The 24167-nt window shown below is 61.7% G+C and carries 21 protein-coding genes; 12 read left to right on the top strand and 9 right to left on the bottom strand.

The window, feature by feature from the left end:
• Window positions 1-23: 23 nt before the first annotated feature.
• Both FSY45_RS08065 and FSY45_RS08060 read right to left on the bottom strand, forming a co-directional pair.
• On the bottom strand, window positions 24-1598 hold the full coding sequence (locus FSY45_RS08065; protein WP_003062771.1) for a methyl-accepting chemotaxis protein: 1575 nt from the start codon (window positions 1596-1598) through the stop codon (window positions 24-26).
• A 259-nt stretch (window positions 1599-1857) separates the two neighbouring features.
• Window positions 1858-3393: a helicase HerA-like C-terminal domain-containing protein gene (locus FSY45_RS08060; RefSeq protein WP_046460843.1), complete on the bottom strand. Its 1536-nt coding sequence runs from the start codon at window positions 3391-3393 to the stop codon at window positions 1858-1860.
• A gap of 80 nt (window positions 3394-3473) precedes the next feature.
• Between FSY45_RS08060 and FSY45_RS08055 the strand changes: the two genes are divergently transcribed.
• From FSY45_RS08055 to rng, 7 genes are all read left to right on the top strand, one after another.
• The gene (locus FSY45_RS08055) at window positions 3474-4193 is read left to right on the top strand and encodes a YebC/PmpR family DNA-binding transcriptional regulator (RefSeq protein WP_003053891.1); all 720 of its coding nucleotides are present in this window, start codon (window positions 3474-3476) and stop codon (window positions 4191-4193) included.
• Window positions 4190-5482 (top strand): phosphoribosylamine--glycine ligase, encoded by a 1293-nt coding sequence (gene purD / locus FSY45_RS08050; protein WP_046460844.1) that lies wholly within the window; start codon window positions 4190-4192, stop codon window positions 5480-5482. The genes FSY45_RS08055 and purD overlap by 4 nt, the downstream gene beginning before the upstream one ends.
• Window positions 5482-6435, top strand: a complete 954-nt coding sequence (gene hemF, locus FSY45_RS08045; RefSeq protein ID WP_148748022.1) for an oxygen-dependent coproporphyrinogen oxidase — start codon at window positions 5482-5484, stop codon at window positions 6433-6435. Before purD ends, hemF begins: the two co-directional genes overlap by 1 nt.
• A 229-nt stretch (window positions 6436-6664) precedes the next feature.
• Window positions 6665-7342 (top strand): ribosome silencing factor, encoded by a 678-nt coding sequence (gene rsfS, locus FSY45_RS08040; protein WP_003062774.1) that lies wholly within the window; start codon window positions 6665-6667, stop codon window positions 7340-7342.
• On the top strand, window positions 7343-7810 hold the full coding sequence (gene rlmH, locus FSY45_RS08035) for a 23S rRNA (pseudouridine(1915)-N(3))-methyltransferase RlmH (protein WP_003053899.1): 468 nt from the start codon (window positions 7343-7345) through the stop codon (window positions 7808-7810).
• A gap of 110 nt (window positions 7811-7920) precedes the next feature.
• Window positions 7921-8535, top strand: a complete 615-nt coding sequence (locus FSY45_RS08030) for a nucleoside triphosphate pyrophosphatase (RefSeq protein WP_046460846.1) — start codon at window positions 7921-7923, stop codon at window positions 8533-8535.
• A gap of 139 nt (window positions 8536-8674) precedes the next feature.
• Window positions 8675-10162: a ribonuclease G gene (gene rng, locus FSY45_RS08025; protein WP_003062776.1), complete on the top strand. Its 1488-nt coding sequence runs from the start codon at window positions 8675-8677 to the stop codon at window positions 10160-10162.
• 331 nt (window positions 10163-10493) lie between these two features.
• Here rng and FSY45_RS08020 read toward each other — a convergent pair whose 3' ends face one another.
• A complete protein-coding gene (locus tag FSY45_RS08020; protein ID WP_046460847.1) occupies window positions 10494-12284 on the bottom strand; it encodes an acyl-CoA dehydrogenase in 1791 nt (596 codons plus the stop codon).
• 484 nt (window positions 12285-12768) lie between these two features.
• On the opposite strand from FSY45_RS08020, the gene FSY45_RS08015 reads away from it, so the two are divergent.
• From FSY45_RS08015 to FSY45_RS08005, 3 genes are all read left to right on the top strand, one after another.
• A complete protein-coding gene (locus FSY45_RS08015; protein WP_003062779.1) occupies window positions 12769-13749 on the top strand; it encodes a quinone oxidoreductase in 981 nt (326 codons plus the stop codon).
• Window positions 13750-13841: 92 nt separating this feature from the next.
• Window positions 13842-14498, top strand: a complete 657-nt coding sequence (locus tag FSY45_RS08010; protein ID WP_003062781.1) for a DsbA family protein — start codon at window positions 13842-13844, stop codon at window positions 14496-14498.
• The gene (locus FSY45_RS08005) at window positions 14467-14817 is read left to right on the top strand and encodes a Rieske (2Fe-2S) protein (RefSeq protein ID WP_050788931.1); all 351 of its coding nucleotides are present in this window, start codon (window positions 14467-14469) and stop codon (window positions 14815-14817) included. Before FSY45_RS08010 ends, FSY45_RS08005 begins: the two co-directional genes overlap by 32 nt.
• A gap of 127 nt (window positions 14818-14944) precedes the next feature.
• Here FSY45_RS08005 and FSY45_RS08000 read toward each other — a convergent pair whose 3' ends face one another.
• From FSY45_RS08000 to FSY45_RS07985, 4 genes are all read right to left on the bottom strand, one after another.
• On the bottom strand, window positions 14945-16057 hold the full coding sequence (locus FSY45_RS08000; protein WP_223305591.1) for a porin: 1113 nt from the start codon (window positions 16055-16057) through the stop codon (window positions 14945-14947).
• 237 nt (window positions 16058-16294) lie between these two features.
• Complete coding sequence (locus tag FSY45_RS07995) at window positions 16295-17347, bottom strand: tripartite tricarboxylate transporter substrate binding protein (protein WP_003062787.1); 1053 nt, start codon at window positions 17345-17347, stop codon at window positions 16295-16297.
• Between the two features lie 99 nt (window positions 17348-17446).
• The gene (locus FSY45_RS07990; RefSeq protein ID WP_046460155.1) at window positions 17447-18049 is read right to left on the bottom strand and encodes an alpha/beta hydrolase; all 603 of its coding nucleotides are present in this window, start codon (window positions 18047-18049) and stop codon (window positions 17447-17449) included.
• A 15-nt stretch (window positions 18050-18064) separates the two neighbouring features.
• On the bottom strand, window positions 18065-18976 hold the full coding sequence (locus FSY45_RS07985; RefSeq protein WP_003062789.1) for a TauD/TfdA family dioxygenase: 912 nt from the start codon (window positions 18974-18976) through the stop codon (window positions 18065-18067).
• Window positions 18977-19086: 110 nt separating this feature from the next.
• On the opposite strand from FSY45_RS07985, the gene FSY45_RS07980 reads away from it, so the two are divergent.
• Window positions 19087-20109 carry an AraC family transcriptional regulator gene (locus tag FSY45_RS07980; protein WP_046460156.1) on the top strand — a complete coding sequence of 341 codons (1023 nt, stop codon included), beginning with the start codon at window positions 19087-19089 and terminating at the stop codon, window positions 20107-20109.
• Between the two features lie 77 nt (window positions 20110-20186).
• On the opposite strand, the gene FSY45_RS07975 is transcribed toward FSY45_RS07980, so the two are convergent.
• Window positions 20187-21185: a tripartite tricarboxylate transporter substrate binding protein gene (locus tag FSY45_RS07975; protein ID WP_223305592.1), complete on the bottom strand. Its 999-nt coding sequence runs from the start codon at window positions 21183-21185 to the stop codon at window positions 20187-20189.
• Between the two features lie 769 nt (window positions 21186-21954).
• Between FSY45_RS07975 and FSY45_RS07970 the strand changes: the two genes are divergently transcribed.
• Window positions 21955-23025: a 3-keto-5-aminohexanoate cleavage protein gene (locus FSY45_RS07970; RefSeq protein WP_012838850.1), complete on the top strand. Its 1071-nt coding sequence runs from the start codon at window positions 21955-21957 to the stop codon at window positions 23023-23025.
• 133 nt (window positions 23026-23158) lie between these two features.
• On the opposite strand, the gene FSY45_RS07965 is transcribed toward FSY45_RS07970, so the two are convergent.
• The gene (locus FSY45_RS07965) at window positions 23159-24097 is read right to left on the bottom strand and encodes an MBL fold metallo-hydrolase (protein WP_003062796.1); all 939 of its coding nucleotides are present in this window, start codon (window positions 24095-24097) and stop codon (window positions 23159-23161) included.
• Window positions 24098-24167 lie beyond the last annotated feature (70 nt).

Here is a 24167-nt window from a genome sequence, read left to right as displayed (position 1 = left end):
TGTTCCAGCAACTTCAACCAGAATCAGGCAGTCAGGGCTGGCGCTCTGTCTGCGGTATGGACCTTGAACACGGCCACCATGCCGGTCAGGCGCTGGGCCTGGTCGCTCAGCGAGACAGCGGCAGCCGTGGATTCCTCGACCAGGGCTGCATTTTGCTGCGTCATCTGGTCCAGGTTGGTCACGGCCTGGTTGACCTGGCTGATACCGTCATGCTGTTCCGTGGCCGAGGCACTGATCTCGCCAATCATGTCCGAGACCTTGCCGACGCTGCTGACGATTTCTTCCATCACGCGGCCTGCCTGGGAGACCTGGTCTGCGCCTTCCTGGGCGGCGTCCACGGAGGTGGTGATGAGCGCCTTGATCTCCTTGGCGGCCTCGGCACTGCGGTGGGCCAGGGCGCGCACTTCGCCGGCAACCACGGCAAAGCCTCGGCCCTGTTCGCCGGCGCGCGCGGCCTCGACCGCAGCGTTGAGTGCCAGGATATTGGTCTGGAAGGCGATGGAGTCGATCACGCCGATGATGTCGGAGATGCGGTGTGCGCTGTCGCTGATGCGTCCCATGCTGCTGACCACGGACTGCACCACATGGCCGCCGCGCTGAGCGACCTGTGCGGCATTGCCTGCCAGATGGTTGGCCTGGCGGGCGGTGTCCGAGGCCTGGGCGACGGTGGCGGTCAGCTGCTCCATGCTGGCTGCGGTTTCCTCGAGATTGGCGGCGGTCTGCTCGGTGCGTGCGGACAGGTCGTGGTTACCTGTAGCGATTTCGGCCGAGGCGGTGCTGATGGAGTGCACGCTGGTACGTACATCGCTCACCAGGCTACGTAGCTGGGCTGCCATGGTCGAGACGGAGCTCAGCAGGCGGCCGAACTCGTCATGGCGGTCGTTGCCGGCGGTTACCGTGAGATCGCCCTGTGCAATGGCCTGGGTCAGCTCCACGGCTTCATTCAGAGGCTGGGTGATGGAACGGGTGAGGGCCAGCGCCAGGCCCAGGGCGGCGGTCAGCACCAGGGCCTGCACCACCCAGGACAGCCAGATCGCTCTTTGCTGGTCTTGCTGCAGCTGAAGGCTGGCGGCGTCGCGCTGCTGCTCCTGCAGCTTCACAAAGTCCTGCAGCGAATCGACATAGCGGCCGATGGCGCCCAGATATTGCAGGCGGATGAAGTCGCGCATGGCTTCGATATCGCCGCTCAGCTTGATCTCCCTTGCCTGCTTGTTCAGCGCCAGAACTTCGGCGCGCACGGCGGCGATCTTCTGCAGGGCAGCCTTGTCAGCATCGCTTTGAGCCAGTTTGATGACCTGCGCCTGCAGCGCCCCGTTGACGGCCACGCCTTCGCTGACGCGCTCGTCCATGCGCTGGGTCAGCGCTTCGTCGGTGGTCATATTGCTGGTGAGCACGCGTTCGCCCGTGGTCTCGGTCGCACCTTTCCATTGAAGGGCGAGATTGATGCGATTGTCATAGTCGGTCAGGGTCTGCATGCCGGCCTGCAGGGCCTGGGTGGATGAGTGCTGGTTCCATAGCGAGACGGCCAGCATCATGGTCAGAAGCCCGCCCAAAGTGCACCACAGCTTGGTGGATACACGCCATTGATTGAATTGCATTGGCAGAAAATTTGCAAAAGCACTGCCCGGCCCGAGCGAACTGGTGGTCTGCGGCAAGACTGGGCAGCGTGGTTAGCGTAGAGGAAAGAAGCGGCTGTGCCTGCAGGCAGCAGCACATGTCCAAGAGACTGGCGGCTGGCACCAGGGGATGGATTTATTATGTATCGACATAATGACTGCCGCCTTGAGCGCTTTCTGTGCGGCGGCCGCAAAAAAGGCCTGCTGACGCAGGCCCTTGGAGCGAGTGAGCGCGTTGGGATCAGCGCTTCTTGTTGCCCAGAATGCCGCCCAGCACGCCGCGCAGAATCTCCTTGCCCAGACTGTTGCCCACGGTGCGTACCGTGGACTTGGCCATGGTCTGCACCAGACCGTCGTGCTGGCCGCCGCGCGGGCCGGTACGGCCGAACAGCAGCTCCTTGAGTCCGTCCATCATGGAGTCCGTGGCGCTGCCTTGCGGGGACGTTCCGGCCGCTCCGGCAGCAGCCGGGGCATCGCCGGGCTTGGCGGGCGTGGCGCTCGCAGTGCGGTCGCGCAATATCTCGAAGGCCGATTCGCGGTCCACGGCTTTCTCATAGACGCCGGCGACCAGGGAACCATCGATCAGCGCCTTGCGCTGCTCGGCCGTGATGGGGCCGAGCTGGCTGCCGGGCGGAATCACGAACACGCGCTCGGTCACGCTGGGGCGGCCTTTTTCGTCGAGGAAGCTGATCAGGGCCTCACCCACGGCCAGCTCGGTGATGGCTGCGGCAATGTCCAGACCGGGATTGGGGCGCATGGTGGAGGCTGCCGAGGCCACGGCCTTTTGGTCGCGTGGGGTGAAGGCGCGCAGGGCGTGCTGCACGCGGTTGCCCAGCTGTCCGAGCACGCTGTCGGGAACGTCCAGCGGGTTCTGGGTGACGAAGTACACGCCCACGCCCTTGGAGCGCACCAGGCGTACGACCAGCTCGATGCGTTCGATCAGCACCTTGGGCGCATCGTTGAACAGCAGGTGGGCCTCGTCAAAGAAAAACACCAGCTTGGGCTTCTCGGGGTCGCCGATTTCCGGCAGCTGCTCGAATAGCTCGGACAGAAGCCAGAGCAAAAAGGTCGAGTACAGGCGCGGCGCATTCATCAGCTTGTCGGCCGCCAGCACGTTGATCACGCCCATGCCATTGGCATCGGTCTGCATCAGGTCGTTGATGTCGAGCATGGGCTCGCCAAAGAACTTGTCGCCGCCCTGGCTTTCAATGGTCAGCAGCCCGCGCTGTATGGCTCCCACGCTGGCCGAGCTGATGTTGCCGTACTGGGTGGTGAACTGCTTGGCGTTGTCGCCCACAAAGTTCAGCATGGCGCGCAGATCCTTGAGATCCAGCAGCAGCATGCCGTTGTCGTCCGCAATCTTGAACACCAGATTGAGCACGCCCATCTGGGTCTCGTTCAGATTCAGCATGCGGCCGATGAGCAGCGGGCCCATGTCCGAGATGGTGGCGCGCACCGGGTGGCCCTGCTCGCCGAACACATCCCACAGCGTGGCAGGGCAGGCCAGGGGCTGTGGCAGGTCCAGGCCGCGATCCTTGAGCGAGGCCGCCAGCTTGCCTTCGATCTTGCCGGCCTGGCTGATGCCGCTCAGGTCTCCTTTGACGTCGGCCATGAAAACCGGCACGCCGATCTGCGAGAAGCTTTCGGCCAGTTTCTGCAGTGTGACAGTCTTGCCGGTGCCTGTTGCGCCGGTGATCAGGCCATGCCGATTGGCCAGTCCGGGCAGCAGGGTACATTCTGTGGCAGAGTGCTGGGCAATCAAAAGGGGTGAAGCCATTTCGGGTTTCCTCTGGGGGGGCATGCAGTCAAAAGTAAAATCGCTCCCGCTAGGTTAAATCAAATATCAAAGGATTCCCTGTGGCAGGACACAGCAAATGGGCCAACATCCAGCACCGCAAGGGTCGCCAGGATGAAAAACGTGGCCGCATCTGGACGCGCATCATTCGTGAAATCATGGTCGCAGCCCGCCAAGGCGGCGGCGACCTGAGCGCCAACCCGCGTCTGCGTCTGGCGGTGGACAAGGCCAAGGCCGCCAATATGCCGGCCGACAATATCAAGCGCAATATCGACAAGGCCACGGGTAACCTCGACGGCGTGACCTACGAGGAAATCCGTTACGAAGGCTATGGCATCGGCGGCGCGGCCATCATTGTGGACACAATGACGGACAATCGCGTACGTACGGTGGCCGATGTTCGCCATGCATTCAGCAAGTACGGTGGCAATATGGGCACCGAAGGCTCGGTGGCCTTCCAGTTCAAGCATGTGGGGCAGATCATGTTCGCCCCCGGCACGGACGAAGAAAAAGTCATGGAGATCGCGCTGGAAGCCGGTGCCGACGATGTGATCACCGATGACGAAGGTGGCATCGAGGTGCTGACGGCCCCCGGCGACTTTGAAGCCGTGCGTGACGCACTGCAGGCCGCCGGCTTTACCGCCGACATGGCCGAGGTGACCATGCGCCCCGAAAATACAATCGCCCTCGAAGGCGATGATGCAGCTCGCATGCAGAAGCTGCTGGACATGATTGAAGACTTGGATGACGTTCAGGACGTCTACCACAACGCAGAACTATGAAAATTCTTGTGATTGGCGGCGGTGGCCGTGAGCACGCTCTGGCGTGGAAGTTGGCCGAATCGCCCAAGGCGACCAAGGTCTATGTGGCTCCCGGTAACGGTGGCACTGCCCTGGCTGGCGGCAAGCTGGAGAACCTCGACATCACCGATGTGAAGGCTCTGCGCGAATGGGCCCAGGCCGAAAAGATTGCCGTGACCGTCGTGGGGCCCGAGGCTCCGCTGGCGGCTGGCGTGGTCGATGAGTTCCGTGCCCACGGACTCAAGGTCTTCGGCCCGACCAAGACTGCAGCCCAGCTGGAGTCGTCCAAGGCTTTCTCCAAGGACTTCATGGCGCGCCACAGCATCCCCACGGCGCAATATGAAACCTTCACCGACCCGGTTGCGGCCCATGCCTATGTGGATCGCCTCGGTGCGCCCATTGTCATCAAGGCCGACGGCCTGGCGGCCGGCAAGGGCGTGGTGGTTGCCATGTCGCTGCAGGAAGCCCACGACGCCGTGGACTTCATGCTGGTGGACAACAAGTACGGTGTGCAGCACAACGAAGGCGGTGCACGCGTCGTGATCGAGGAATTCCTCGATGGCGAGGAAGCCAGCTTCATCGTGCTGTGCGACGGCAAGAACGTGCTGGCACTGGCGACCAGCCAGGACCACAAGCGTCTCAAGGACGGCGACCAGGGCCCCAACACCGGCGGCATGGGCGCTTATTCGCCGGCACCTGTGGTGACCGCCGATGTGCATGCCCGCGCCATGCGCGAAATCATTCTGCCCACCATCCGTGGCATGGAAAAAGACGGTGTGCCCTATACCGGCTTCCTGTACGCAGGTCTGATGATCGACAAGGCAGGCCACCCCAAGACGCTGGAGTTCAACTGCCGCATGGGCGATCCGGAAACCCAGCCCATCATGATGCGTCTCAAGAGCGACCTGGTGGATGTGATGCTGGCAGCCTGCGAAGGCAAGCTCGACCAGCTGGAGCTGCAGTGGGACCGCCGTACCGCATTGGGCGTGGTCATGGCTGCTGCCGGCTACCCCGAAGACCCGCGCAAGGGCGATGTCATCACCGGTCTGCCCGCCGCAGCCGACGATGCCATGGTCTTCCATGCCGGCACCCAGCTGGGCGCTGACGGCCAGCCTGTGACCAGCGGTGGTCGTGTGCTCTGCGTGACCGTGTTGGCCGACAGTGTCAAGCAGGCGCAGCAGAAGGTGTATGACGTGGCACGTGGCATCCACTTCGATGGTGCCCAGTATCGTCGTGACATCGGCTTCCGTGCCGTCAAGAAGGCCGACTGATGAACCAGACATCCTCATCTTCTGTGGCTGATCAGCTGCCTGTGGCCGAGGTGCGTGAGTACCTCATGGGTCTTCAGACCCGCATCACCGAGGCGCTGGAAGCCATCGAAGGCGAGGGTGGTGCGCGTTTCCTGGCCGACGCCTGGCACAAGGAGCCGGGCGAAAAGCTGCAAGGCAACGGTGTCACCAAGATCATGGAGGGCGGGCGCGTGTTCGAGCGCGCAGGCTGCGGTTTCTCGCATGTGCGCGGGTCGCAACTGCCGCCCTCGGCCACACAGCATCGGCCCGAGCTGGCAGGAGCGCCGTTCGAGGCCATGGGCGTGTCGCTGGTATTTCATCCGCGCAGTCCCTTGGTGCCAACGGTGCACATGAATGTGCGCATGATTTCGGCTGGCCATGAGGGGCAGCCCAAGACCTGCTGGTTTGGCGGCGGCATGGATTTGACGCCGGTATATGGCTTTGAAGAAGACGCCGTGCATTTCCATCAGACCTGCCGCGATGCGCTGGCGCCATTTGGCGATCAGCTCTATCCGCGTTTCAAGCAATGGTGCGACGAGTACTTCTTCCTCAAGCATCGCAACGAGCAGCGCGGCATTGGCGGCATCTTCTTCGATGATTTCAGCGAACTGGGCCAGCAGCAGAGCTTTGCCATGCTGCGCTCGGTTGGCGATGCCTTTCTGAAGGCCTATCTGCCCATCGTGGAACGCCGCCGGAATGCGCAGTACACGCAGCAGCAGGTGGATTTCCAGCGCTACCGCCGTGGCCGCTATGTGGAATTCAACCTGGTCTGGGACCGCGGCACGCATTTCGGCCTGCAGTCCGGCGGCCGTACCGAATCCATTTTGCTGTCCATGCCGCCTCATGCGGACTGGAGCTATCAGCGCGAGGATGCACCGGGTACCCCTGAGCGTGATTTGCTGGATAAATTCCTGATTCGCCGCGACTGGCTGTAATCAGTCTGTTTCCTTGCAGGCAGCGCATAAAGCCCTGTCAGCAAGGAAATTTTTAGAAAACTATAATTTCCATAGCTGGATGCGCGCTATCGACTGGCGCGTCAACCTTTTTCAATGCGTGAAGAGCGCAGGTCTTAGGGGCCTGAACGCAGACGCTAACCCAGCCCTGATACGGGTGTGGCGCAGCACACGCTATATTGATCCCATCATTTACTGATTCCATCGCCTGATGACCACCTCCACCAAATCGGATTCCGCAGCCAAGCGCGACGTCACCAAACTCCAGCGAGCCATTGTTGACGGCCTCGAAGACGTCAAGGCCCACGACATCCAGGTGTTCAACACCGAAGCACTGTCGCCGCTGTTCGAGCGCGTGATCGTGGCCTCGGGTACTTCCAACCGCCAGACCAAGGCACTTGCCTCCAGCGTGCGCGAAGCCGTCAAGGAAGCTGGGTTTCCCGTGCCCCGCCAGGAAGGTGAGCAGAACGGCGAATGGATCATCGTGGACTGCGGCTCGGTGGTCTGCCACATCATGCAGCCGGCCATCCGCCAGTACTACCGCCTGGAAGAAATCTGGGGCGAGACACCGGTGCGCATGAAGATCGGTGCCGCCAAGCCCAAGCCCGCCGAAGTGGCCGCCAAGAAGCTGGCTGCCAAGCTGGCAGTGGAAAAGGCAGCTGCGGAAAACACCGTGGTCGAGAAAAAGCCTGCCGCCAAGAAGGCTGCGGCCAAGAAGCCCGCCACCAAGACGGCTGCCGGTGCCAAGCCTGCGGCAAAGAAGCCTGCTGCCAAGTCCGCCGCTGCCAAGACGGTCAAGACCGTGGTCGTCAAGCCCAGCACGCCCCGTACTGCCAAGCCGGTTGCGGCCAAACCCGCAGCCAAGCGTGCTCCCCGCGCCAAGGCCTAAATGAAGCTGACCATCGTGGCTGTAGGCCTGCATGTGCCCGACTGGGCGCAGACGGCCTACGACGATTACGCCAAGCGCTTTCCGCCCGAACTCAAGGTCGAACTCAAGGCCGTCAAGACCGAGCCGCGCGGCTCCAAGACGCTGGAGACCCTGTATGCGGCAGAGCGCAAGCGTATCGAAGCCGCCATCCCCAGGGGCACTCGCATCGTGGTGCTCGACGAGCGCGGCACCAATCTGACCACCAAGGCGTTGGCCCAGCGTCTCAAGGGCTGGCAGCTCGAGAGCGATGATGTGGCCCTGGTCATCGGCGGACCCGACGGACTGGACCCCGAGTTCAAGGCCGCGGCACACGAGCGCATCCGTCTGTCCGACCTGACCCTGCCGCATGCCATGGTGCGCGTGCTGCTGATCGAGCAGCTGTACCGCGCCTGGTCGGTCAATGCCGGCCATCCCTACCATCGCGAATAAGCGCTTGTGAGCGGACTCTGCGTGCAATTTCGCGCAGTGCGTGATACTATGATTTTGATAGCCTTTTGCGCTTTATATATGGGCGCTAGAGGCCATTTTTAATAAAAATCATGGCGCCATTTCTCTATCTTGCATCCCAAAGTCCCCGCCGTCGTCAGCTGCTGGAGCAGCTGGGCGTGGCGCATGAATTGCTGCTGCCCAATGCAGCCGGCGACATCGCCGAGGATGCCGAGGCCATAGAGGCCGAGCTGGCTGGGGAAGACCCTCATGACTATGTGCAGCGCGTGACGGCCGGCAAGCTCGATGCTGCCGTGGCCCGCCATGCGCGGCGCGGTTTGCCGCAGGCGCCCATTCTGTGCTCCGACACCACCGTGGCCCTGGGAAAGCAGATTCTGGGCAAGCCCGCCGATGCCGAAGACGCGCGACGCATCCTGCATCTGCTCTCCGGGGCCGAACATGAGGTGCTGACCGCCGTGGCGCTGCAAAGCGGCGTGCGGCGTCTGCAGGCCCTGTCGGTGTCCACCGTGCGCTTTGCGTCCATGACCGAGGCGCAGATCGATGCCTATGTGCTCACGGGCGAGCCCATGGGCAAGGCCGGTGCCTATGGCATACAGGGCAGGGCGGCCGCACATATTGCAGAGATTCGTGGCAGCTATTCGGCCATCATGGGCCTGCCGGTTTATGAAACTGCCGAGCTTTTGCGCCAGCTGGGCTGGTCGCTCTGAACCTTTGGCGCAATCGGCACTCTGTTCTTGAGTCTTCCCTGCGGGAAGGTCTGCATGGCAGCTGTCTTGCGCCAGCCATGCGCGCGTCGCACACTGGGCGCAGCAAAAGCCAGGACATATAAAGAAAGAACGACAGTCAATGCAGCAAGATATTTTGATCAACTGGTCGCCGCAGGAAACGCGGGTGGCGATTGTCGAAAACGGCGCCGTGCAGGAGCTGCACATGGAGCGCCCGCTGGAGCGGGGACTCGTCGGCAACATCTATCTGGGCAAGGTCTCGCGTGTGCTTCCAGGCATGCAGTCCGCCTTCATCGATATCGGTCTGGAGCGTGCGGCCTTTTTGCATGTGGCCGATGTCTGGCAGCGTCAGGAAAATGGCGAAGCCCCGATGTTCGCGCGCAAGGACCAGCCGCTGACGCCCATCGAAAAGCAGGTGTTCGAAGGGCAGTCCATCATGGTGCAGGTCATCAAGGACCCCATAGGTACCAAGGGTGCGCGCCTGTCAACGCAGATCAGCATTGCGGGGCGTCTGCTGGTGTTTCTGCCACAGGACGACCACATCGGCATCTCCCAGAAAATTCCCCAGAACGAGCGCGATGCCTTGCGGGCTCGTCTGCAGGAGCTGGTCGGCACCAAGGAGGGGGGCGGTGGCGGCGGGTTCATTCTGCGCACCAATGGCGAGGAATCCAGCGATGCCGAGCTGGCCGATGACATCCGCTATCTGCGCAAGACCTGGGCGCGCATCAAGGATGCGGCGCAGAAGCTGCCCGTCATGTCGGTGCTGCATCAGGATCTAAACCTGCTGCAACGTGTGCTGCGGGATCTGGTCGGCGAGAACACCCAGAGCATTCGCATCGATTCGCGCGAGCAGTTTGCGCTGCTCAAGAGCTTTGGCCAGGAATACATGCCGGCGGCTGTGCCCAAGCTGGCGCTTTACAAGGGCGAGAGGCCGATTTTCGACCTCTACAACATCGACGAGGAAATCGCGCGTGCGCTGGGGCGGCGTGTGGATCTGAAGTCGGGCGGCTATCTGATCGTCGATCAGACTGAAGCCCTGACCACCATCGATGTGAATACCGGCGGCTATGTAGGTGCGCGCAATTTTGACGACACCATCTTCAAGACCAACCTGGAAGCGGCGCACGCCATTGCACGTCAGCTGCGGCTGCGCAATCTGGGCGGCATCGTCATCGTGGACTTCATCGACATGGTGCGCGAGGAGCACCAGGGCGAGGTGCTCTCCGAATTCCGCCGCCAGCTGGCACGCGACCGCGTCAAGACCATGGCTGGCGGCTTCTCTCAGCTGGGCCTGGTGGAGATGACGCGCAAGCGTACGCGCGAGTCGCTGGCCCATATGCTGTGCGAGCCCTGTGAAGCCTGCTCCGGCAAGGGCAATGTCAAGACCGCGCGCAGCATCTGCTACGAGGTGCTGCGTGAAATCCTGCGCGAAGCCCGCCAGTTCAATCCGCATGAGTTCCGCGTTGTGGCATCCCCCAAGGTGGTGGAGATGTTCCTCGACGAGGAAAGCCAGCATCTGGCCAGTCTCTCCGACTTCATCGGCAAGCCCATTTCGCTGCAGGCCGAGACTGCTATGGCGCAGGAGCAATACGATATCGTGCTGCTGTGAGTGAGAGTGCATTCAGCGTCATTTGCTCCAGTAGATCCGCTACGACAGCTGCATCGATTACCTCGTTGCTTGTTACGCAAATCGCACGTATCTGCATTGCGCAGCCGTAGCCCATGGCTTCACTTCCTGGGTTGCACAGATCGCTTATTCCACCCGAGGCGCGTGTTTGCTCGCGTGAGCGATGGCCCCGGAGTCTGCCTGGCAACTGGCCCAGGTGCGTTGTAGAGATTCAAAAAAATAGCGGTCAGCGCTTTATCCATAAGCACCAGCCGCTATTTCCATGCATTTCCTGATGGGGCGGGGCATTGCCGCCCCGCCGTCAGGTGCAGGATCAGAACAGATCCATGGGCAATGCCATTACGCTGGCCGCGCCGTTGATCACAGCATCGGCCTGACCGGACACTCGGGTCAGGATATGTTCGGCATAGAACTGTGCCGTGGCCAGCTTGGCCTGCATGAAGGCCGTGTCCTGGCTCTTGGCCAGCAGCTCCTGCGCAGCCAGCACCGAGCGGCCCAGCTGCCAGCCGGCGATCAGATTGCCGGTGAGCATCAGATAAGGAACGCTGCCGGCATAGGCTGCATTGGGGTCGGCCTTGGCCTTGGCCACGATGAAGTCCACCACCTGCACAAAGGCCTGACGGGCCTGGGCCAGATTCCTCGCGACTGCCTTGGCCGTATCGGTACCGCTGGCGATGAGAGCCGCTTCGGTCTTCTCGATCTGGGCGGCAATGGCCTTGGCGGTCCGGCCGCCATCACGCGCGGTCTTGCGGCCGACCAGGTCATTGGCCTGGATGGCGGTCGTGCCCTCGTAGATGGTCAGGATCTTGGCGTCGCGGTAATACTGGGCGGCGCCGGTTTCCTCGATAAAACCCATGCCGCCATGCACCTGTACGCCCAGGCTGGTGACTTCCAGGCTCATTTCGGTGCTGTAGCCCTTGACCAGGGGCACCATGAATTCATAGAAGGTCTGGTTGGCCTGACGCACTTCGGCGTCCGGGTGGTGGTGGGCGGCATCGTAGGCGGCAGCGGCGGTGGTTGCCATGGCGCGGCAGCCCTCGTTGCTGGCACGCATGGTCATCAGCATGCGGCGCACATCGGGGTGGTGGATGATGGTGGCGCTGGCCTTGACCGAGCCGTCGACGGGGCGGCTTTGCACGCGTTCCTTGGCGTAGGCCACGGCGTGCTGGTAGGCACGCTCGGCGACGGCCAGGCCCTGCAGGCCCACGGCATAGCGCGCTGCGTTCATCATGATGAACATGTATTCGAGGCCGCGGTTTTCCTCGCCCACGAGGTAGCCGATGGCTCCCCCGTTGTCGCCAAATTGCAGCACGGCCGTGGGCGAGGCCTTGATGCCCATCTTGTGCTCGATGCTGACGCAGTGCACATCGTTGCGTTTGCCCAAGGAGCCGTCCTGGTTCACGAGGAACTTGGGCACGACAAACAGGCTGATCCCCTTGACGCCCTCGGGCGCCCCCGCCACGCGGGCCAGCACCAGGTGGACGATGTTGTCCGCCATATCGTGCTCACCATAGGTGATGAAGATCTTGGTGCCGAAGACCTTGTAGCTGCCGTCGCCCTGAGGCTCGGCCCTGGTGCGCACCAGGGCCAGGTCGGAGCCGGCCTGGGGCTCGGTCAGGTTCATGGTGCCGGTCCATTCGCCAGTCACGAGCTTTTCCAGGTAGGTGGCCTTGAGCTCGTCGCTGCCCGCTGTCAGCAGCGCCTCGATGGCACCGTCGGTCAGCAGCGGGCACAGCGCAAAGCTCAGGTTGGCGCTGTTGAGCATCTCGATGCAGGCCGCGCCAATGGTCTTGGGCAGGCCCTGGCCGCCAAAGTCGGCAGGATGTTGCAGACCCTGCCAGCCGCCTTCGGCGTACTGCTTGAAGGCATCGGCAAAGCCGGGCGTGGTAGTGACCACACCATCCTTGAAGGAAGAGGGATTGAGGTCGCCGGGAACATTCAGGGGGGCGACCACGCCTTCGCAGAGCTTGGCGCATTCTTCGAGAACGGCCTGCGCGGTCTCCAGCCCCGCATCTTCAAAGCCGGGAATCTGGGCGACCTGTTCGATCTGGGCCAGATGCTCCATGTCGAACAGCATGTCTTTGATGGGCGCTTTGTAGGTCATCGTCTCTGTTTCCTTGAATGCTGGCCCGGCTGGCTGCCAGACCTGGGTTGTGCCTTGGATTGTTGGGGATGTTGCCTGCCACGGATGGCAGGGGCTTCCCTCGACTTCATGTCTGGCGCCTGGCAAGAATGTCAGGACCTCGCATTGGTTTGACGTTTACGTAAACGGAATGATTTTAGAGGCTGTGACGGGCTTGCCGCAGTCGCAGACGCGCAATATGGTGGCCAACGCTTGCGGCAAGCTTTCAATCAAAGAGAAACTTTATAGTTAACTTTTTTGACTTGGTGTTTACCCGTGGTGTCGCGTAAAGACAAGAGAGCGGCGCTCTCGGGAAATGTCCTGGAGCCGAATTCCCATAAATTCAGTCCAGTCTGAATGGAGGAATACCGGGGATATGGCCTAAGTCATTGATTCGTATTGCTTCTGTTCGAGGTGAGGCGGTGTGCCGTATCACCTTTTGATTGGTATCTGACTGGGAGTTTGTATGGCTAAAGTAATCCGTTATCACGAAGTTGGCGGCCCCGAGGTGTTGCGACAGGAAGACATTGAAGTCGGCCAACCCGGTCCAGGTCAGGTCCGTCTCAAGCAGGGCGCTGTGGCCTTGAACTTTGCCGATACCTATTTCCGCTCCGGTCTGTATCCCGCTCCTTTGCCCGCGGGCGTGGGCAGCGAGGCTTGCGGCACGATCACGGCCGTGGGCGACGGCGTGACGGATTTCAAGGTTGGCGACCGCGTGACCTATACCGGCGCGCTGAACACCATCGGCGCTTACGCCACGGAGCGCCTGATTTCTGCTGCCCCCCTGATCCGTCTGCCTGACAACATCAGCTTTGAAACCGCAGCAGCCATCACCATGCGTGGACTGACGGCGGCTTACCTGATGCGCCGCATCTGGGACTTCAAGAAGGGCGACACCATCTTGCTGCATGCTGCAGCCGGTGGCGTGGGCCTGCTGGTGTCGCAGTGGGCAAAGCTGGAAGGCCTGAACGTGATCGGCACAGTCTCCAGCGATGCCAAGGCCGAAGTGGCCAAGGCCAACGGCTGCGTTCACACCATCAACTACAGCCACGAAGACGTGGCCAAGCGCGTGCGTGAGCTGACAGACGGCGTGGGCGTGAATGCCGTCTTCGATAGCGTGGGCAAGGACACTTTCGAGGGCTCGCTCAACAGCCTGAAGGTGCGCGGGCTGATGGTCTGTCTGGGTACGGCTTCGGGCTCCATTGCGCCATTCAACCCGCAGATTCTGGCCGGCAAAGGCTCGCTCTTCCTGACGCGTCCTGCATCGGCGCATTACATCGCCGACCCCGCGGAGCGTGCAGAGCTGGCCAACGAACTGTTCGCCCATGTGGCCGAAGGCCGTATCAAGGTGGATATCAGCAAGCGCTATGCGCTGGAAGACGCCGTTCAGGCTCACCGCGATCTGGAAGCCCGCAAGATTGTGGGATCGGCCATCTTCACGCTCTGAGATACCAAAGGCAGCACTTCTGTATGAAAAGGGCTGAGCCATTCAGCCCTTTTTTGCATCAACCCTGGTGATTGCCCAAAGAAATAAATGCCATGACTCAAAGCTCTGCTGCAACGACATTGCAGGTCGACTTTTCGCTGGACCTGATCTGCCCCTGGTGCTGGATCGGTCTGCGCAATCTGCTGGCCGCCCGTGAGATGCTGCTGGCCAGATATCCCGACCAGCAGCTTGCAATCCATTGGCATGCAGACACTCTGCTGCCCCATATCCCGGAGCATGGAGTGCCTTACCAGGCCTTCTACGAAGCCAGGCTGGGCGGTCCCAGGGCCGTGGAGGTTCGCCGTGCCCAGGTGCGCTCGGCGGCCCATGCGGCGGGCCTGCAGATCAATCATGCGCTGATTGAAACCTTCCCCAGCACGCGCCTGGTTTGTGCGTTGGTCAACTACGCCCAGACTCTGCTCGATGGTGAATCCATGATCCGTTTTGTGGAGTCCATCTTTGCCGCTTACTTTGTGCAGGGCCGCGATATAGGCTCGGTCATGGTGCTGCAGCAGCTGGCGCACTCGGCAGCACTGGACTGGAATCCTTCCCGCTTTGATGCGCTGCGCTACCAAAGCGAGGCCGGCCATACCGGCGGCGTGCCGCATATGGTGTTCAACCAGCGTCTGCAGGTGACGGGCGCGGTGGCGCCCGCGGAGCTGCTGCGCGCCATGGAGCATGCCCGTGTTGCCGACAGCATCTTCGCCTGATACCGCATTGCTGGCCGCCGGTGCCGTGCGGGATTTGCCGCCTGGCGGGCGAAAGTTGGTCTTCACGCCTGGTGGCCAGAGCATCTTGCTGCTGAATGTCGAAGGCGAGTTCTATGCCTTGGAGAACAGCTGCCCGCATGCGGGTGCCTCCATGGCCGGCGGCAATTGCGATGCCCATGTGCTGAGCTGCCCCGCGCATGGACTCAAGTTCGATATCCGCAGCGGCAAGTGCACGGCATCGCCGCAGATGACGATTCCTCTCTACGAAGTTCTTGTCAGAGAGGGACTGCTCTGGCTCAAACCGCCTGACAACTGCTGATAAACCATCGAGCGCTGATGTGCATAGAAGAAGGCCCGCAGATTTTCTCTGCGGGCCTTCTTCTATGGTTTCAGGATTGATGTCCTCTGGCCGGCAACCGGCAGGCGCCGGTTGCCATGGATTGGACTCAGAACGTGTGGCGAATGCCGATGTCAAAGCCCGAGGCATTGCCGCCAGCGACTGGAATCGGGCCTTGCAGCGCGCCCGTGGCCACCGGCAGGTTGATGCTGCCGCGGTTGTCTACATAGGCATAGGTGCCGTAGAGTGCGGTGCGCTTGGAGAGGTTGTGCACATAACCCACTGCGTACTTGTTGGAGCTGCTGCCGCTGTTGTCATTGCGGTTCAGGCGCATGAAGCTCATGGGGATATTGCCGTTACCGACCTTCCAGATGGCACCCAGCTGCCAGTAGCGTACATGGTCGGCATTGTCCAGACCTGCCAGGCGGTTGCCAGTGCGGTGATCGGCAGCCAGAACCATGAGGCGGTGGCCCTCCCAGAGGTAGGATGCGGCGGCATTGATCTGTCTGTAATCGTCGGCCGCACGGTTCTTGGTGGACGTGATGGCGACGGCTGCATCCCAGTTGTCGCCTCCATAGCCCAGGCGTGCACCATAGACGCGGCCGTCCTGGCGGTTGGGGCCGGCATCGTTTTCACCGAATGCAGTCATCAACTGATAGAACAGGCCTTTGCAACTGGAGCTGGAGCAGCCGGGCGAGAAGTAGCCAATGCTGTTCGATGCGCGAAAGCCCGTCACCGTCGTGCCGTGCAGCACATGCAGGCTCATGCCCACGCCCAGGCGAAAGGGGTCGTAGTTGAACATGTTCCAGAAGGCGGGCACATAGTCGCGGCCCAGGCGTACCTCGCCCCATTGCTTGCTCTGCAGATAGACCAGGGCCTTGCGGTTGAAGCTCAGACCGTTGCTGCTGCCTGCCCCCGAAGGCTGGTTGTTGGTGTTGGAGGCCTGGCCGGTGCCGTTGTCGGTATTGAGACCCGCTTCCAGATCAAAGCCGGCGGCCAGACCGTTGCCGAGATCTTCACGGCCCTTGAAGCCCAGGCGGCTGGCCTGATTGCCGCTGGAGGTCAGCATCTGACGCGAGCCTGCGCCAGCGCCGCGGTAATTGGATACGGCCATATCCACCACGCCATAGACCTGCACAGAGGATTGTGCCGAGGCTGCCAGCGGCGCCAGCGTGCATGCGAGAGCGCTCAGCGCATTGAAAGCCATTTTTTTTGTAGTCATTCATGTCTCCTTGAACCGTTGAAAAAAGATGCCTGGTGGCAAACCGACGAAAAACACAGCAGGGCAAGGCCGGGCCTGGGGATGGGTTAGGGCGCAGGCAAGCCCCCAGCTCTAATCCCGCCAAAGGACTGGAGCCGGGTGCGGCCGCCCACGGTGCCAAGGGTTGGCACTGGGCAGAGGTCTTGAATCGGATAAGTAATGGAGCAGCTTGAGGGCAACTGCTCAAGGACCCGGGCCTCAGTTTTCGGGCTTGTAGCCTATGGACTTGAGCAGGGCTGCCTGTTTGCGGCTGGCCTCTTTGAGGTCGGCTGTCATTTCTGCCGTGGTAAGGGGCTGGCCGGGCTCCATGCCCACCGTGGCGAGCTGTTTGAGCACGGCCTCCTTGCGGAAATGTGCCAGCGCCACGTCCCGCAGCTTCTGCTGGATGGCTGCCGGGGTTTGCGGGTGGGACCACAGGGCAAACCAGCCTGGTTTGGAAAGCTGGGGGTAGCCCAGCTCCGTGAAGGTCGGCACCTCTGGCAAAGTCTGCAGGCGGCTCGGGTAGACGACTGCCAGCGCCTTGATCTTGCCGCTGCGAATCAGGGGTAGCGAAGTGGTGACGCCATCGAACATCACCGGGATATGACCTCCCATGAGGTCCACCAGCGCAGGGGGCGAGCCCTTGTAGCCCACATGGCGCATATTGATCTTGGCCAACTGGCCCAGCAGCATGCCCGAGGTGTGACCTTTCAGGCCCGTGGCGTAGGAGGCAAAGTCCACGCCGTCGCGTTGCTGTCTGGCGTAGCTGATGAATTCGGGCAGGGTCTGGAACGGCAAATCCTTGTTGGCGACCATGACCAGTCCGGTGCGTGTGAGCTGGGCCAGCGGCGTCAGGTCCTTGAACGGGTCGAAACTGACTTTCTGGGCCAGGGGCGCCTCGCTCAGTGCTCCGTCCTGAATTACCAGAAAGGTGTAGCCGTTTTTGCCATGGGACTTGAGGTCCTGGATGCCGATGGCCCCCGAGGCACCGGGCTTGGATTCCACGATCACGGGCTGCTTGAGCTCTTGCTGCATGCCCTCTGCCAGCAGGCGGGCCAGGGTGTCAGCCGTGCCGCCGGCAGGCCCGGTGACGATCAGGCGTATGGGCCTGGTCGGCCAGTCCACGGTCTGCTCGGCCTGTGCGGGCAAGGCCAGGCTGGCGGCCACGGCCATGACGGCCAGGCCTAATTTCCGGCGCAGTGCGCAGGCTGTCGCGGTGCGAGAACCTGCGGTGTCCACTGAATTGCGTGAGGCGGGTGTCGTTGCCTTCATTGCTTGTCTCCTTCAATGGGGAGATCTGGCTCCCCATCTGCGCGCACCTTTTATATATTGTGGGTGGCTGCGCATTCATCGTGATGGTCTTCGGGCGGTTCAGGCCGTTGGCTCGGGCTGTCGGGCTTCGATCCGAGCCTGCAAATCCTCGATCAGCTGTTTTGCCTGCGGCCAGGGGCCATGGCCCGAGGCCGGGTTCAGGTGGCCCTGGGGGCCCAGCTCCACCAGCTCGCTCCCCCAGTCGCGCGCAAAGCCGCGCGCGCGCTCCAACGCGGTCAGCGGGTCATTGCTGCTGGCTGCCAGCAGTGTGGGAAACGGCAGGCGCTGGCGCGGGATGGGCGTCCAGCCGTGGGCTGCCAGCACATCCTTGGGGGGGTAGCCGGCAGGCATCTGGGTTTCCACATCGGCGGGGGCGGCCAGCAAGGCTCCTAGAATGGGACGGGCTCGGCGCAGCGCCCAGTGCGCGACCATCATGCAGCCGGCGCTGTGCGCCACGATGATGACGGGGCCGTCGATGCTGTCCAGTGCACGGTCGATCGCGTCCAGGCGGGCATGGCAGCTGAGCTTGTCCTGCTCCAGCGGTGGAACGGTGACGCAGGGGACGGACTGCGCAGTCAGCTCCTTTGCCAGCAGCGTCTGCCAGTGCTCTTCCACATGGTCGCGCAGGCCGGGGATGATGAGAATCGTGTGCTTCAAGGTCATCTTCTGTCTCCTGGCTCAGTCCGTGGGGCCGCCGATGATGGCGGTGCGTTCCATCTTGCGGTGGCAGGGCTGGTAGTCCATCACTGCGTAGTGCTGGGTGGAGCGGTTGTCCCAGAAGGCTACGCTGTTTTTGCTCCATTTGAAGCGCACCTGGTACTCGGGAATCATGGCCTGGCTGGTCAGGTAATTGAGCAGTTGCGAGGAACCGGGCGATTTGTCCAGGCCGAAGCGCACATTGGCGGGTGTGTTGTAGTTGGTGAAATGGGTGGTGAAGCTGCTGTTGACGAACAGAATCTTCTCGCCGGTTTCGGGGTGGATGCGGACCACGGGGTGCTCGGCGTCGGGGTATTGGGCCTTGAGTGCCAGACGCTTTTCGATAGGCATGACGGCACCAAAGCTCGCTTCGATGCTATGGCGGGCACGCAGATGCTCGATCTTGACCTTGATGTCGTCTGGCAGGTTCTCATAGGCCATCACCATGTTCACCCACATGGTGTCGCCGCCCACTGGCGGGCATTCAACGCAGCGCAGCACGCAGCCCATGGGGGGCTGCTCGCGCCAGGTGGCATCGGTGTGCCATGAGTTTTCGTTGCGGTCCAGAGGGTTGTCGGGGGTCTTGTAGATCTGCACCAGGCCTGGGTGCTCGGGGTGGCTTCCCACCACCGGGTGGTCTTCCAGTTCGCCAAATTTGCGCGCAAATGCCACATGCTCGGCGCGTGTGATGTCCTGGTCGCGGAAAAAGATCACGCGGTGCTTGAGCAGTGCCTGGCGGATCTCGGTCATCAGGCCTTCGTCCTCGGCGGCCGCTCCCAGGTGAACGTTGGACAGCTCCGCACCGATGGAGCAGGTCAGAGGATTGACTTCCAGCGAGCGGGTCAAAGAGCTGGAGCGGATAAGGGCGGGTGCTGCGCCAACCTCGTTTTTCATTGGGAAGTCTCCTTATAGAATCAATGTCGCCAGTGTGAAAACTCCCCTCGATCGGCGCTTGTCATTACATGACTGGTGCTTTGCAATTAGTGCCAAGTTAGTGAAACCCCATGGCCTCTCTCGTTCGCGCCGCCTGCTTGACCAATTACGCCGAAGTCGCCCAGGCTTCGGGACTGAATGGCGCGCGCATGCTGCTCGATGCCGGCCTGAGCCCCGGTGTGCTCGACGAGCCGGATCTGATGATTCCGGTGGACAAGGTGGGGCGTTTGCTGCAGGCCTCGGCCACGCAGTCGGGCAATGAAAGCTTTGGTCTGTGCATGGCGCGCTCGCGCCTGCTGTCCAATATGGGGCCGGTGGGCCTGCTGATTCGCGATCAGGCTACGCTGCGCGATTCGCTGAACCTGCTGTTGCGTCATCTGGCCCTGCTCAACGGCGCCATGACGCTGGAGCTGGACGAGCAGGCCGACACGGTGCTGATCCGTGAGCTGTTGCTGGCCGGCCGTGCCCATGAGCCTACGCGCCAGCGCGTGGAGCTGGCGCTGGGCGTGATGGTGCGCGCCATTCGGCAGCTGATAGGTCGCGACTGGCAGCCTCGCATGGTGTGTTTCGAGCACGCCGCGCCCAAGGACCTGAGCATGCATCACCTGATGTTCGGCCCGCGCGTGGAGTTCAATCAAGAGTTCAACTGCATTGTTTGCGTCAAGGCCGATCTCGATACGCGCAACGAATTTGCCGACCCTGCCATGGTGCGCTATGCCCAGAAGCTGCTGGAGTCCGTGGCTCCCATGAGCGAGGAAGCAGTGCTGGACGATGTGCGCCGCACCATCTTGCTGCTGTTGCCCAGCGGGCGCTGCAGCATTGAGAAAGTCAGCGAGCACCTGGGTGTGGTGCCACGCACCATTCAGCGCCGGCTGACGGAAAAGGGGCAGAGCTTTTCCTCGCTGATGAACGATATCCGCAAGGAGCTGGCCGTGCGCTATGTGTTCGAGAGCAACCGCTCTTTGACCGAAGTGGCCGAGCTGCTGGGCTTTACGGCCCCCAGCAGTTTTTCACGCTGGTATCAGAGCCAGTTCGGCTGCAGTGCCAAGGACAGCCGTGCCAAGGCGCAGACCGAAGGCACGGGCGGCGCATAAAAAAGCGGGCCGTAAGGGCCCGCCAAACACACTACCAAAGTGCCACCCCAGGGAGAGGGCGGCTACGCCAGCGTCCTTCAGTTGCTGGCGATTCTGAGCTTGCTCAGAATTTTGCGGTTCTGCTCCACCGTGTTCAGCATTTTTTGTTGCAGCTCCGTCATCGTGCTGGGCTGGGGTGCGTCAAAGCCTTGGGTTTTGAGCTGCGCCTGAAACTTGGCGGATTGAGTCACCTTGTCCATTTCCTGGCGCACCTTCTGGATCAGGGCCGGGGGCGTGCTGCTCAGCACGAACAGTCCCACACTGGCATCGGGCAGCACAAAGTCGGGCATGTTCTGCTCGGCAAAGCTGGGCACATCGGGTAGCAGGCGCGAGCGGTTGGGCGAGACCACGCCCAGGGCCTTGATCTTGCCGGCCTTGACCAGCGGGGCTGCATTGGTCACCACTTCAAAAGTCAGTTGTACCTGATTGCCGATCAGATCGACGATGGCAGGGGCCGAGCCTTTGTAGGGCACGGCAGTGATCTTGCCGCCGCTTTTCTTGCTCAGCAGCTCACCGAGCATGTCGGAGCGGGTGCCGGGGCTCAGGTTGGCGATATTGATCGGGCTGCTGCTCTTTTGCGCATAGTCCAGCACCTCCTGAATCCTGTTGGGCGGGAAGCTGTTGTTGGCCACCAGCATATGCACCATGGACGCCACATCCGAGACATAGGTGAAGGTCTTGTGCACATCGAAGGGCGTCTTCACGGTGAGCGGAAAGTCGGTCCAGATGCTGGAGGGCGCAATCATCAGCGTATGCCAGTCGGCAGGTGCATTCATCACGGCGCGCTCGGCAATCACGGCCGATCCGCCGGGTTTGTTGTCGACGACCACGGGCTGGCCCAGATTGGTCTGCAGATGATCGGCCACCAGGCGCGCCACACCATCGGTGATGCCACCAGGAGGCGCAGGAACGACGAGGCGGATGGGTTTGACGGGCCAGGCGGATGCGGGGGTCTGAGCCTGTACGGCGGTGCTGGCCATTACGCCGACGCAAAGAATTGCGGCGCAGGAACGCAGGGTTCGAGGAATGTTTCGCATGTGTTGCTCCCTAAATGGAGTTGCTCAGATGGTGCTGGCGGGAGAGTCTGTAACCCGCCCATCTTCAAGAACGCAAGCATTCAGCGCTTGTCTTGCTGCGGCGCTATCGGCCCTGGCTCGCAAGACGCGAATCACGGGCATCACTTGCGGGCCGGGTGGTCCAGCAAAATTCACAGCGGTTGTCATTGATGTCTCCTGTCGTTTTTCATGGGGGCAGACATTCGGCATGACGCCGATCTCTGTCTCGCAGGGGGCAGACCCAACGAATAGGTGATCCGCTGAATCTGCCAGCATGTCCCTGCGCTCTTGTGCTTGGGGTGTAGGAATGCACCAATTCATGATGGAGGTCCGCAAGTCCGGTGACTTGGCGTTTCATGCCTGCGACTTCGCATTTGATGACTGCAGTACTCCGCACTTACCCGATGTAGGGCTGCAGCCTGCATGGCTTCGATGCGTGCTTGAGGCGCGGTATGGGCGCCTTGCAATCGGAGCCGCGAGGAGGGGGAGGTCGCAGGTTGCCGATGGTGCGCGGCAGTCGCCTGGACTTTTGCAGTGCATGAGCCGATGTTGTCTCTCTGTTGCCTGAGCCAATCACCTTCAGGCATGGTTTGCTGGTCTTGTCGCGTTTGAGAAAGCGCGTGTCTTGAAATGCAAAGTGGCATCTCGTACGGCATTTGATACTGGCTTCACGCATCGGCAATGGCCTGAAATCGGCTGATGCAGTTTGTCCAGACACTGATTTCTCGCACTCAAACCGGAGACAACAACCATGAACTTTCTTGACGGTCACCTGTATCCCGAAAACCAGCAACCGCTGATCATCACTGCTGCTCCCTACGCTCCGGGCTGGATTCCCTCGGACTTCCCCGAGGACATCCCCATCACCATGGAAGAGCAGATTCAGAAGGCCGTGGACTGCTATGAGGCCGGCGCCACCGTGCTGCATCTGCATGTGCGTGAAGACGACGGCAAGGGCAGCAAGCGTCTGTCCAAGTTCAACGAGCTTATTGCCGGTGTGCGTGAGCGTGTGCCCGAGATGATCATCCAGGTCGGCGGCTCCATCAGCTTTGCGCCCGAAGGCCCGGACGGCGAAGCCAAGTGGCTCTCCGACGATACCCGCCATATGCTGGCCGAGCTGACACCCGTGCCCGACCAGGTGACGGTGACCGTGAACACCACGCAGATGAACGTGACCGAGCATGCCGGCGAAGACGACTTCCGCGGTGTCTCGCGCGGCTTCCCGCATCTGCACAAGACCTACAAGGACATGATTGTTCCCTCGAACCCCAGCTTCGTCGAAGAACATATCCGTCGCCTGTCCGAAAAGGGCATCCAGAGTGCCTTCCAGGTCTACAACATCAACAGTTTCGAAACCATAGAGCGCATGATCCGCCGTGGCGTCTACAAGGGGCCGCTGGTCATGAACTGGGTCGCCATCAGCGGCGGCATGGACCAGGCCAATATCTACAACCTGGCCAATATGCTGCGCGCCGTGCCCGACAACGCCATCGTGACGGTGGAAAGCTCGGTGCTGAACGTGCTGCCCATCAATATGATCGGCATGGCCCTGGGTCTGCATGTGCGCTGCGGTATCGAAGACGTGCTGTGGAATCAGACCCGCACCGGCAAGATGAGCACCGTGGAGCAGATCAAGCAGCTGGTGCGCATTGCGGGCGAGTTCGGTCGCCCGATTGCCACGGCCCAGCAGGCCCGCGAGATCAAGCAGATCGGCGTGTTCTACGAAACCGCCGATGAAACCCTGGCCAAGAACGGCTTCGCACCCAACCGCAAAGGGGCCAACCAGGGCTTTCTGCGCAAGCCCATGGACGCTGTGGCCTGAGTCTCAAAGCCCGGGTGACCGGGCCCGGCTGATCTAGCCGCTGTGCGTTTGTCACGCTTGCCTGGTGGATGCGTGGCCAAGCGCCTGCCACCGCCGACTTCCTTGAGAAGTCGGCTTTTTTATTTCTCTGGATTCAAGCCCGCAGATAAAGGTCTTCGCCGCGCACGTTGCGCTCCTGCAGGATTTCTCCGACCGCCAGCAGCTCATCCAGATGCTGGGAAATGCTGCGCGTCTCGGCCCCCTGTACCCAGGGCGCATCAAAGCCTTGCGGGTAGAGCAGGCGCTGCTCCACCATCTGCGAGAGCGTCATGGGCCGCTGCGCCAGCCATTCGAGAATGCGCGCACCGCGCTCGTCAATGACCGCAGCAAAGCGCTTGAGGTCTCGAATAAACGCCTCGCGTTCCGTGTAAATGCCCTTGTGGTGCGAGGTCACCCAGACCCGGGCATCGATCTCGGGCAGCCGCGCCAGGCTGCGGCGAAAGTCCGTCAGACAGGAGCAGGCATCGCCGTAATAAGGGCCGAATCCTGTCAGGTCGATATCGCCGATAAAGGCAACACCTTCGGGCTCGATCAGCAGCACGGTATGGCCTGCCGTATGGCCAGGCATATGAATGGCGCGAATCTGCGACTGACCCAGCTCCCAGACGGCTCCATCCTCGTAGCCCCTGGCATCGGGTCTGGGGGCGTAGAAGAATTCGCTCTCCAGCTTGCTGCGCATGATGCCGGCCTGAGCCGAATCAGCCCAGCCAAAGGTGGCAACCAGGCCCTCCCAGCTTTGCAAGGCCGCCAGATCGCCCGCGTGAGCAAAGACCTGCGCGTCTGGTAGGCGGTGCAGGCCGGCCATATGGTCCTCATGCACATGACCCATCACCACCAGCTCGGTGGCATCGAACTCGGCCCCGATATGGTTGGCAACGATAGGCGTATCCAGCGCTGCCAGCGTATCGCTGCCGCGAGTCATGACCTGGTTGCCGTCCGGATACTTGCCACCCTTGGCGCCGCGAAACACCGTCACGCGGCCAAACTGGTGGCGCTGTATGTCTGTCTGGGCTGTGTCGATGGGATGCATCATGGTCTGAGTGGAGGAAAGTGAAGCCGGCTTCTGCGAAGATTAAAACCTTGGATGTATTTGCGCTGTCACC

The sequence above is a fragment of the Comamonas sp. Z1 genome, from assembly GCF_008121555.1.
Taxonomy (GTDB): Bacteria; Pseudomonadota; Gammaproteobacteria; order Burkholderiales; family Burkholderiaceae_C; genus Comamonas; species Comamonas thiooxydans.
Note: the sequence above shows the minus strand (reverse complement) of the source record. Positions and strands in the feature narration are given on the sequence as shown.

What these genes read in the sequence shown, in the direction of transcription:
- FSY45_RS08065 (WP_003062771.1), bottom strand. Translation starts at nt 1,598, where the DNA reads ATGCAATTCAATCAATGGCGTGTATCCACCAAGCTGTGGTGCACTTTG.
- FSY45_RS08060 (WP_046460843.1), bottom strand. Translation starts at nt 3,393, where the DNA reads ATGGCTTCACCCCTTTTGATTGCCCAGCACTCTGCCACAGAATGTACC.
- purD (WP_046460844.1), top strand. Translation starts at nt 4,190, where the DNA reads ATGAAAATTCTTGTGATTGGCGGCGGTGGCCGTGAGCACGCTCTGGCG.
- hemF (WP_148748022.1), top strand. Translation starts at nt 5,482, where the DNA reads ATGAACCAGACATCCTCATCTTCTGTGGCTGATCAGCTGCCTGTGGCC.
- rsfS (WP_003062774.1), top strand. Translation starts at nt 6,665, where the DNA reads ATGACCACCTCCACCAAATCGGATTCCGCAGCCAAGCGCGACGTCACC.
- rlmH (WP_003053899.1), top strand. Translation starts at nt 7,343, where the DNA reads ATGAAGCTGACCATCGTGGCTGTAGGCCTGCATGTGCCCGACTGGGCG.
- FSY45_RS08030 (WP_046460846.1), top strand. Translation starts at nt 7,921, where the DNA reads ATGGCGCCATTTCTCTATCTTGCATCCCAAAGTCCCCGCCGTCGTCAG.
- rng (WP_003062776.1), top strand. Translation starts at nt 8,675, where the DNA reads ATGCAGCAAGATATTTTGATCAACTGGTCGCCGCAGGAAACGCGGGTG.
- FSY45_RS08020 (WP_046460847.1), bottom strand. Translation starts at nt 12,284, where the DNA reads ATGACCTACAAAGCGCCCATCAAAGACATGCTGTTCGACATGGAGCAT.
- FSY45_RS08015 (WP_003062779.1), top strand. Translation starts at nt 12,769, where the DNA reads ATGGCTAAAGTAATCCGTTATCACGAAGTTGGCGGCCCCGAGGTGTTG.
- FSY45_RS08010 (WP_003062781.1), top strand. Translation starts at nt 13,842, where the DNA reads ATGACTCAAAGCTCTGCTGCAACGACATTGCAGGTCGACTTTTCGCTG.
- FSY45_RS08005 (WP_050788931.1), top strand. Translation starts at nt 14,467, where the DNA reads ATGCCCGTGTTGCCGACAGCATCTTCGCCTGATACCGCATTGCTGGCC.
- FSY45_RS08000 (WP_223305591.1), bottom strand. Translation starts at nt 16,057, where the DNA reads ATGACTACAAAAAAAATGGCTTTCAATGCGCTGAGCGCTCTCGCATGC.
- FSY45_RS07995 (WP_003062787.1), bottom strand. Translation starts at nt 17,347, where the DNA reads ATGAAGGCAACGACACCCGCCTCACGCAATTCAGTGGACACCGCAGGT.
- FSY45_RS07990 (WP_046460155.1), bottom strand. Translation starts at nt 18,049, where the DNA reads ATGACCTTGAAGCACACGATTCTCATCATCCCCGGCCTGCGCGACCAT.
- FSY45_RS07985 (WP_003062789.1), bottom strand. Translation starts at nt 18,976, where the DNA reads ATGAAAAACGAGGTTGGCGCAGCACCCGCCCTTATCCGCTCCAGCTCT.
- FSY45_RS07980 (WP_046460156.1), top strand. Translation starts at nt 19,087, where the DNA reads ATGGCCTCTCTCGTTCGCGCCGCCTGCTTGACCAATTACGCCGAAGTC.
- FSY45_RS07975 (WP_223305592.1), bottom strand. Translation starts at nt 21,185, where the DNA reads ATGCGAAACATTCCTCGAACCCTGCGTTCCTGCGCCGCAATTCTTTGC.
- FSY45_RS07970 (WP_012838850.1), top strand. Translation starts at nt 21,955, where the DNA reads ATGAACTTTCTTGACGGTCACCTGTATCCCGAAAACCAGCAACCGCTG.
- FSY45_RS07965 (WP_003062796.1), bottom strand. Translation starts at nt 24,097, where the DNA reads ATGATGCATCCCATCGACACAGCCCAGACAGACATACAGCGCCACCAG.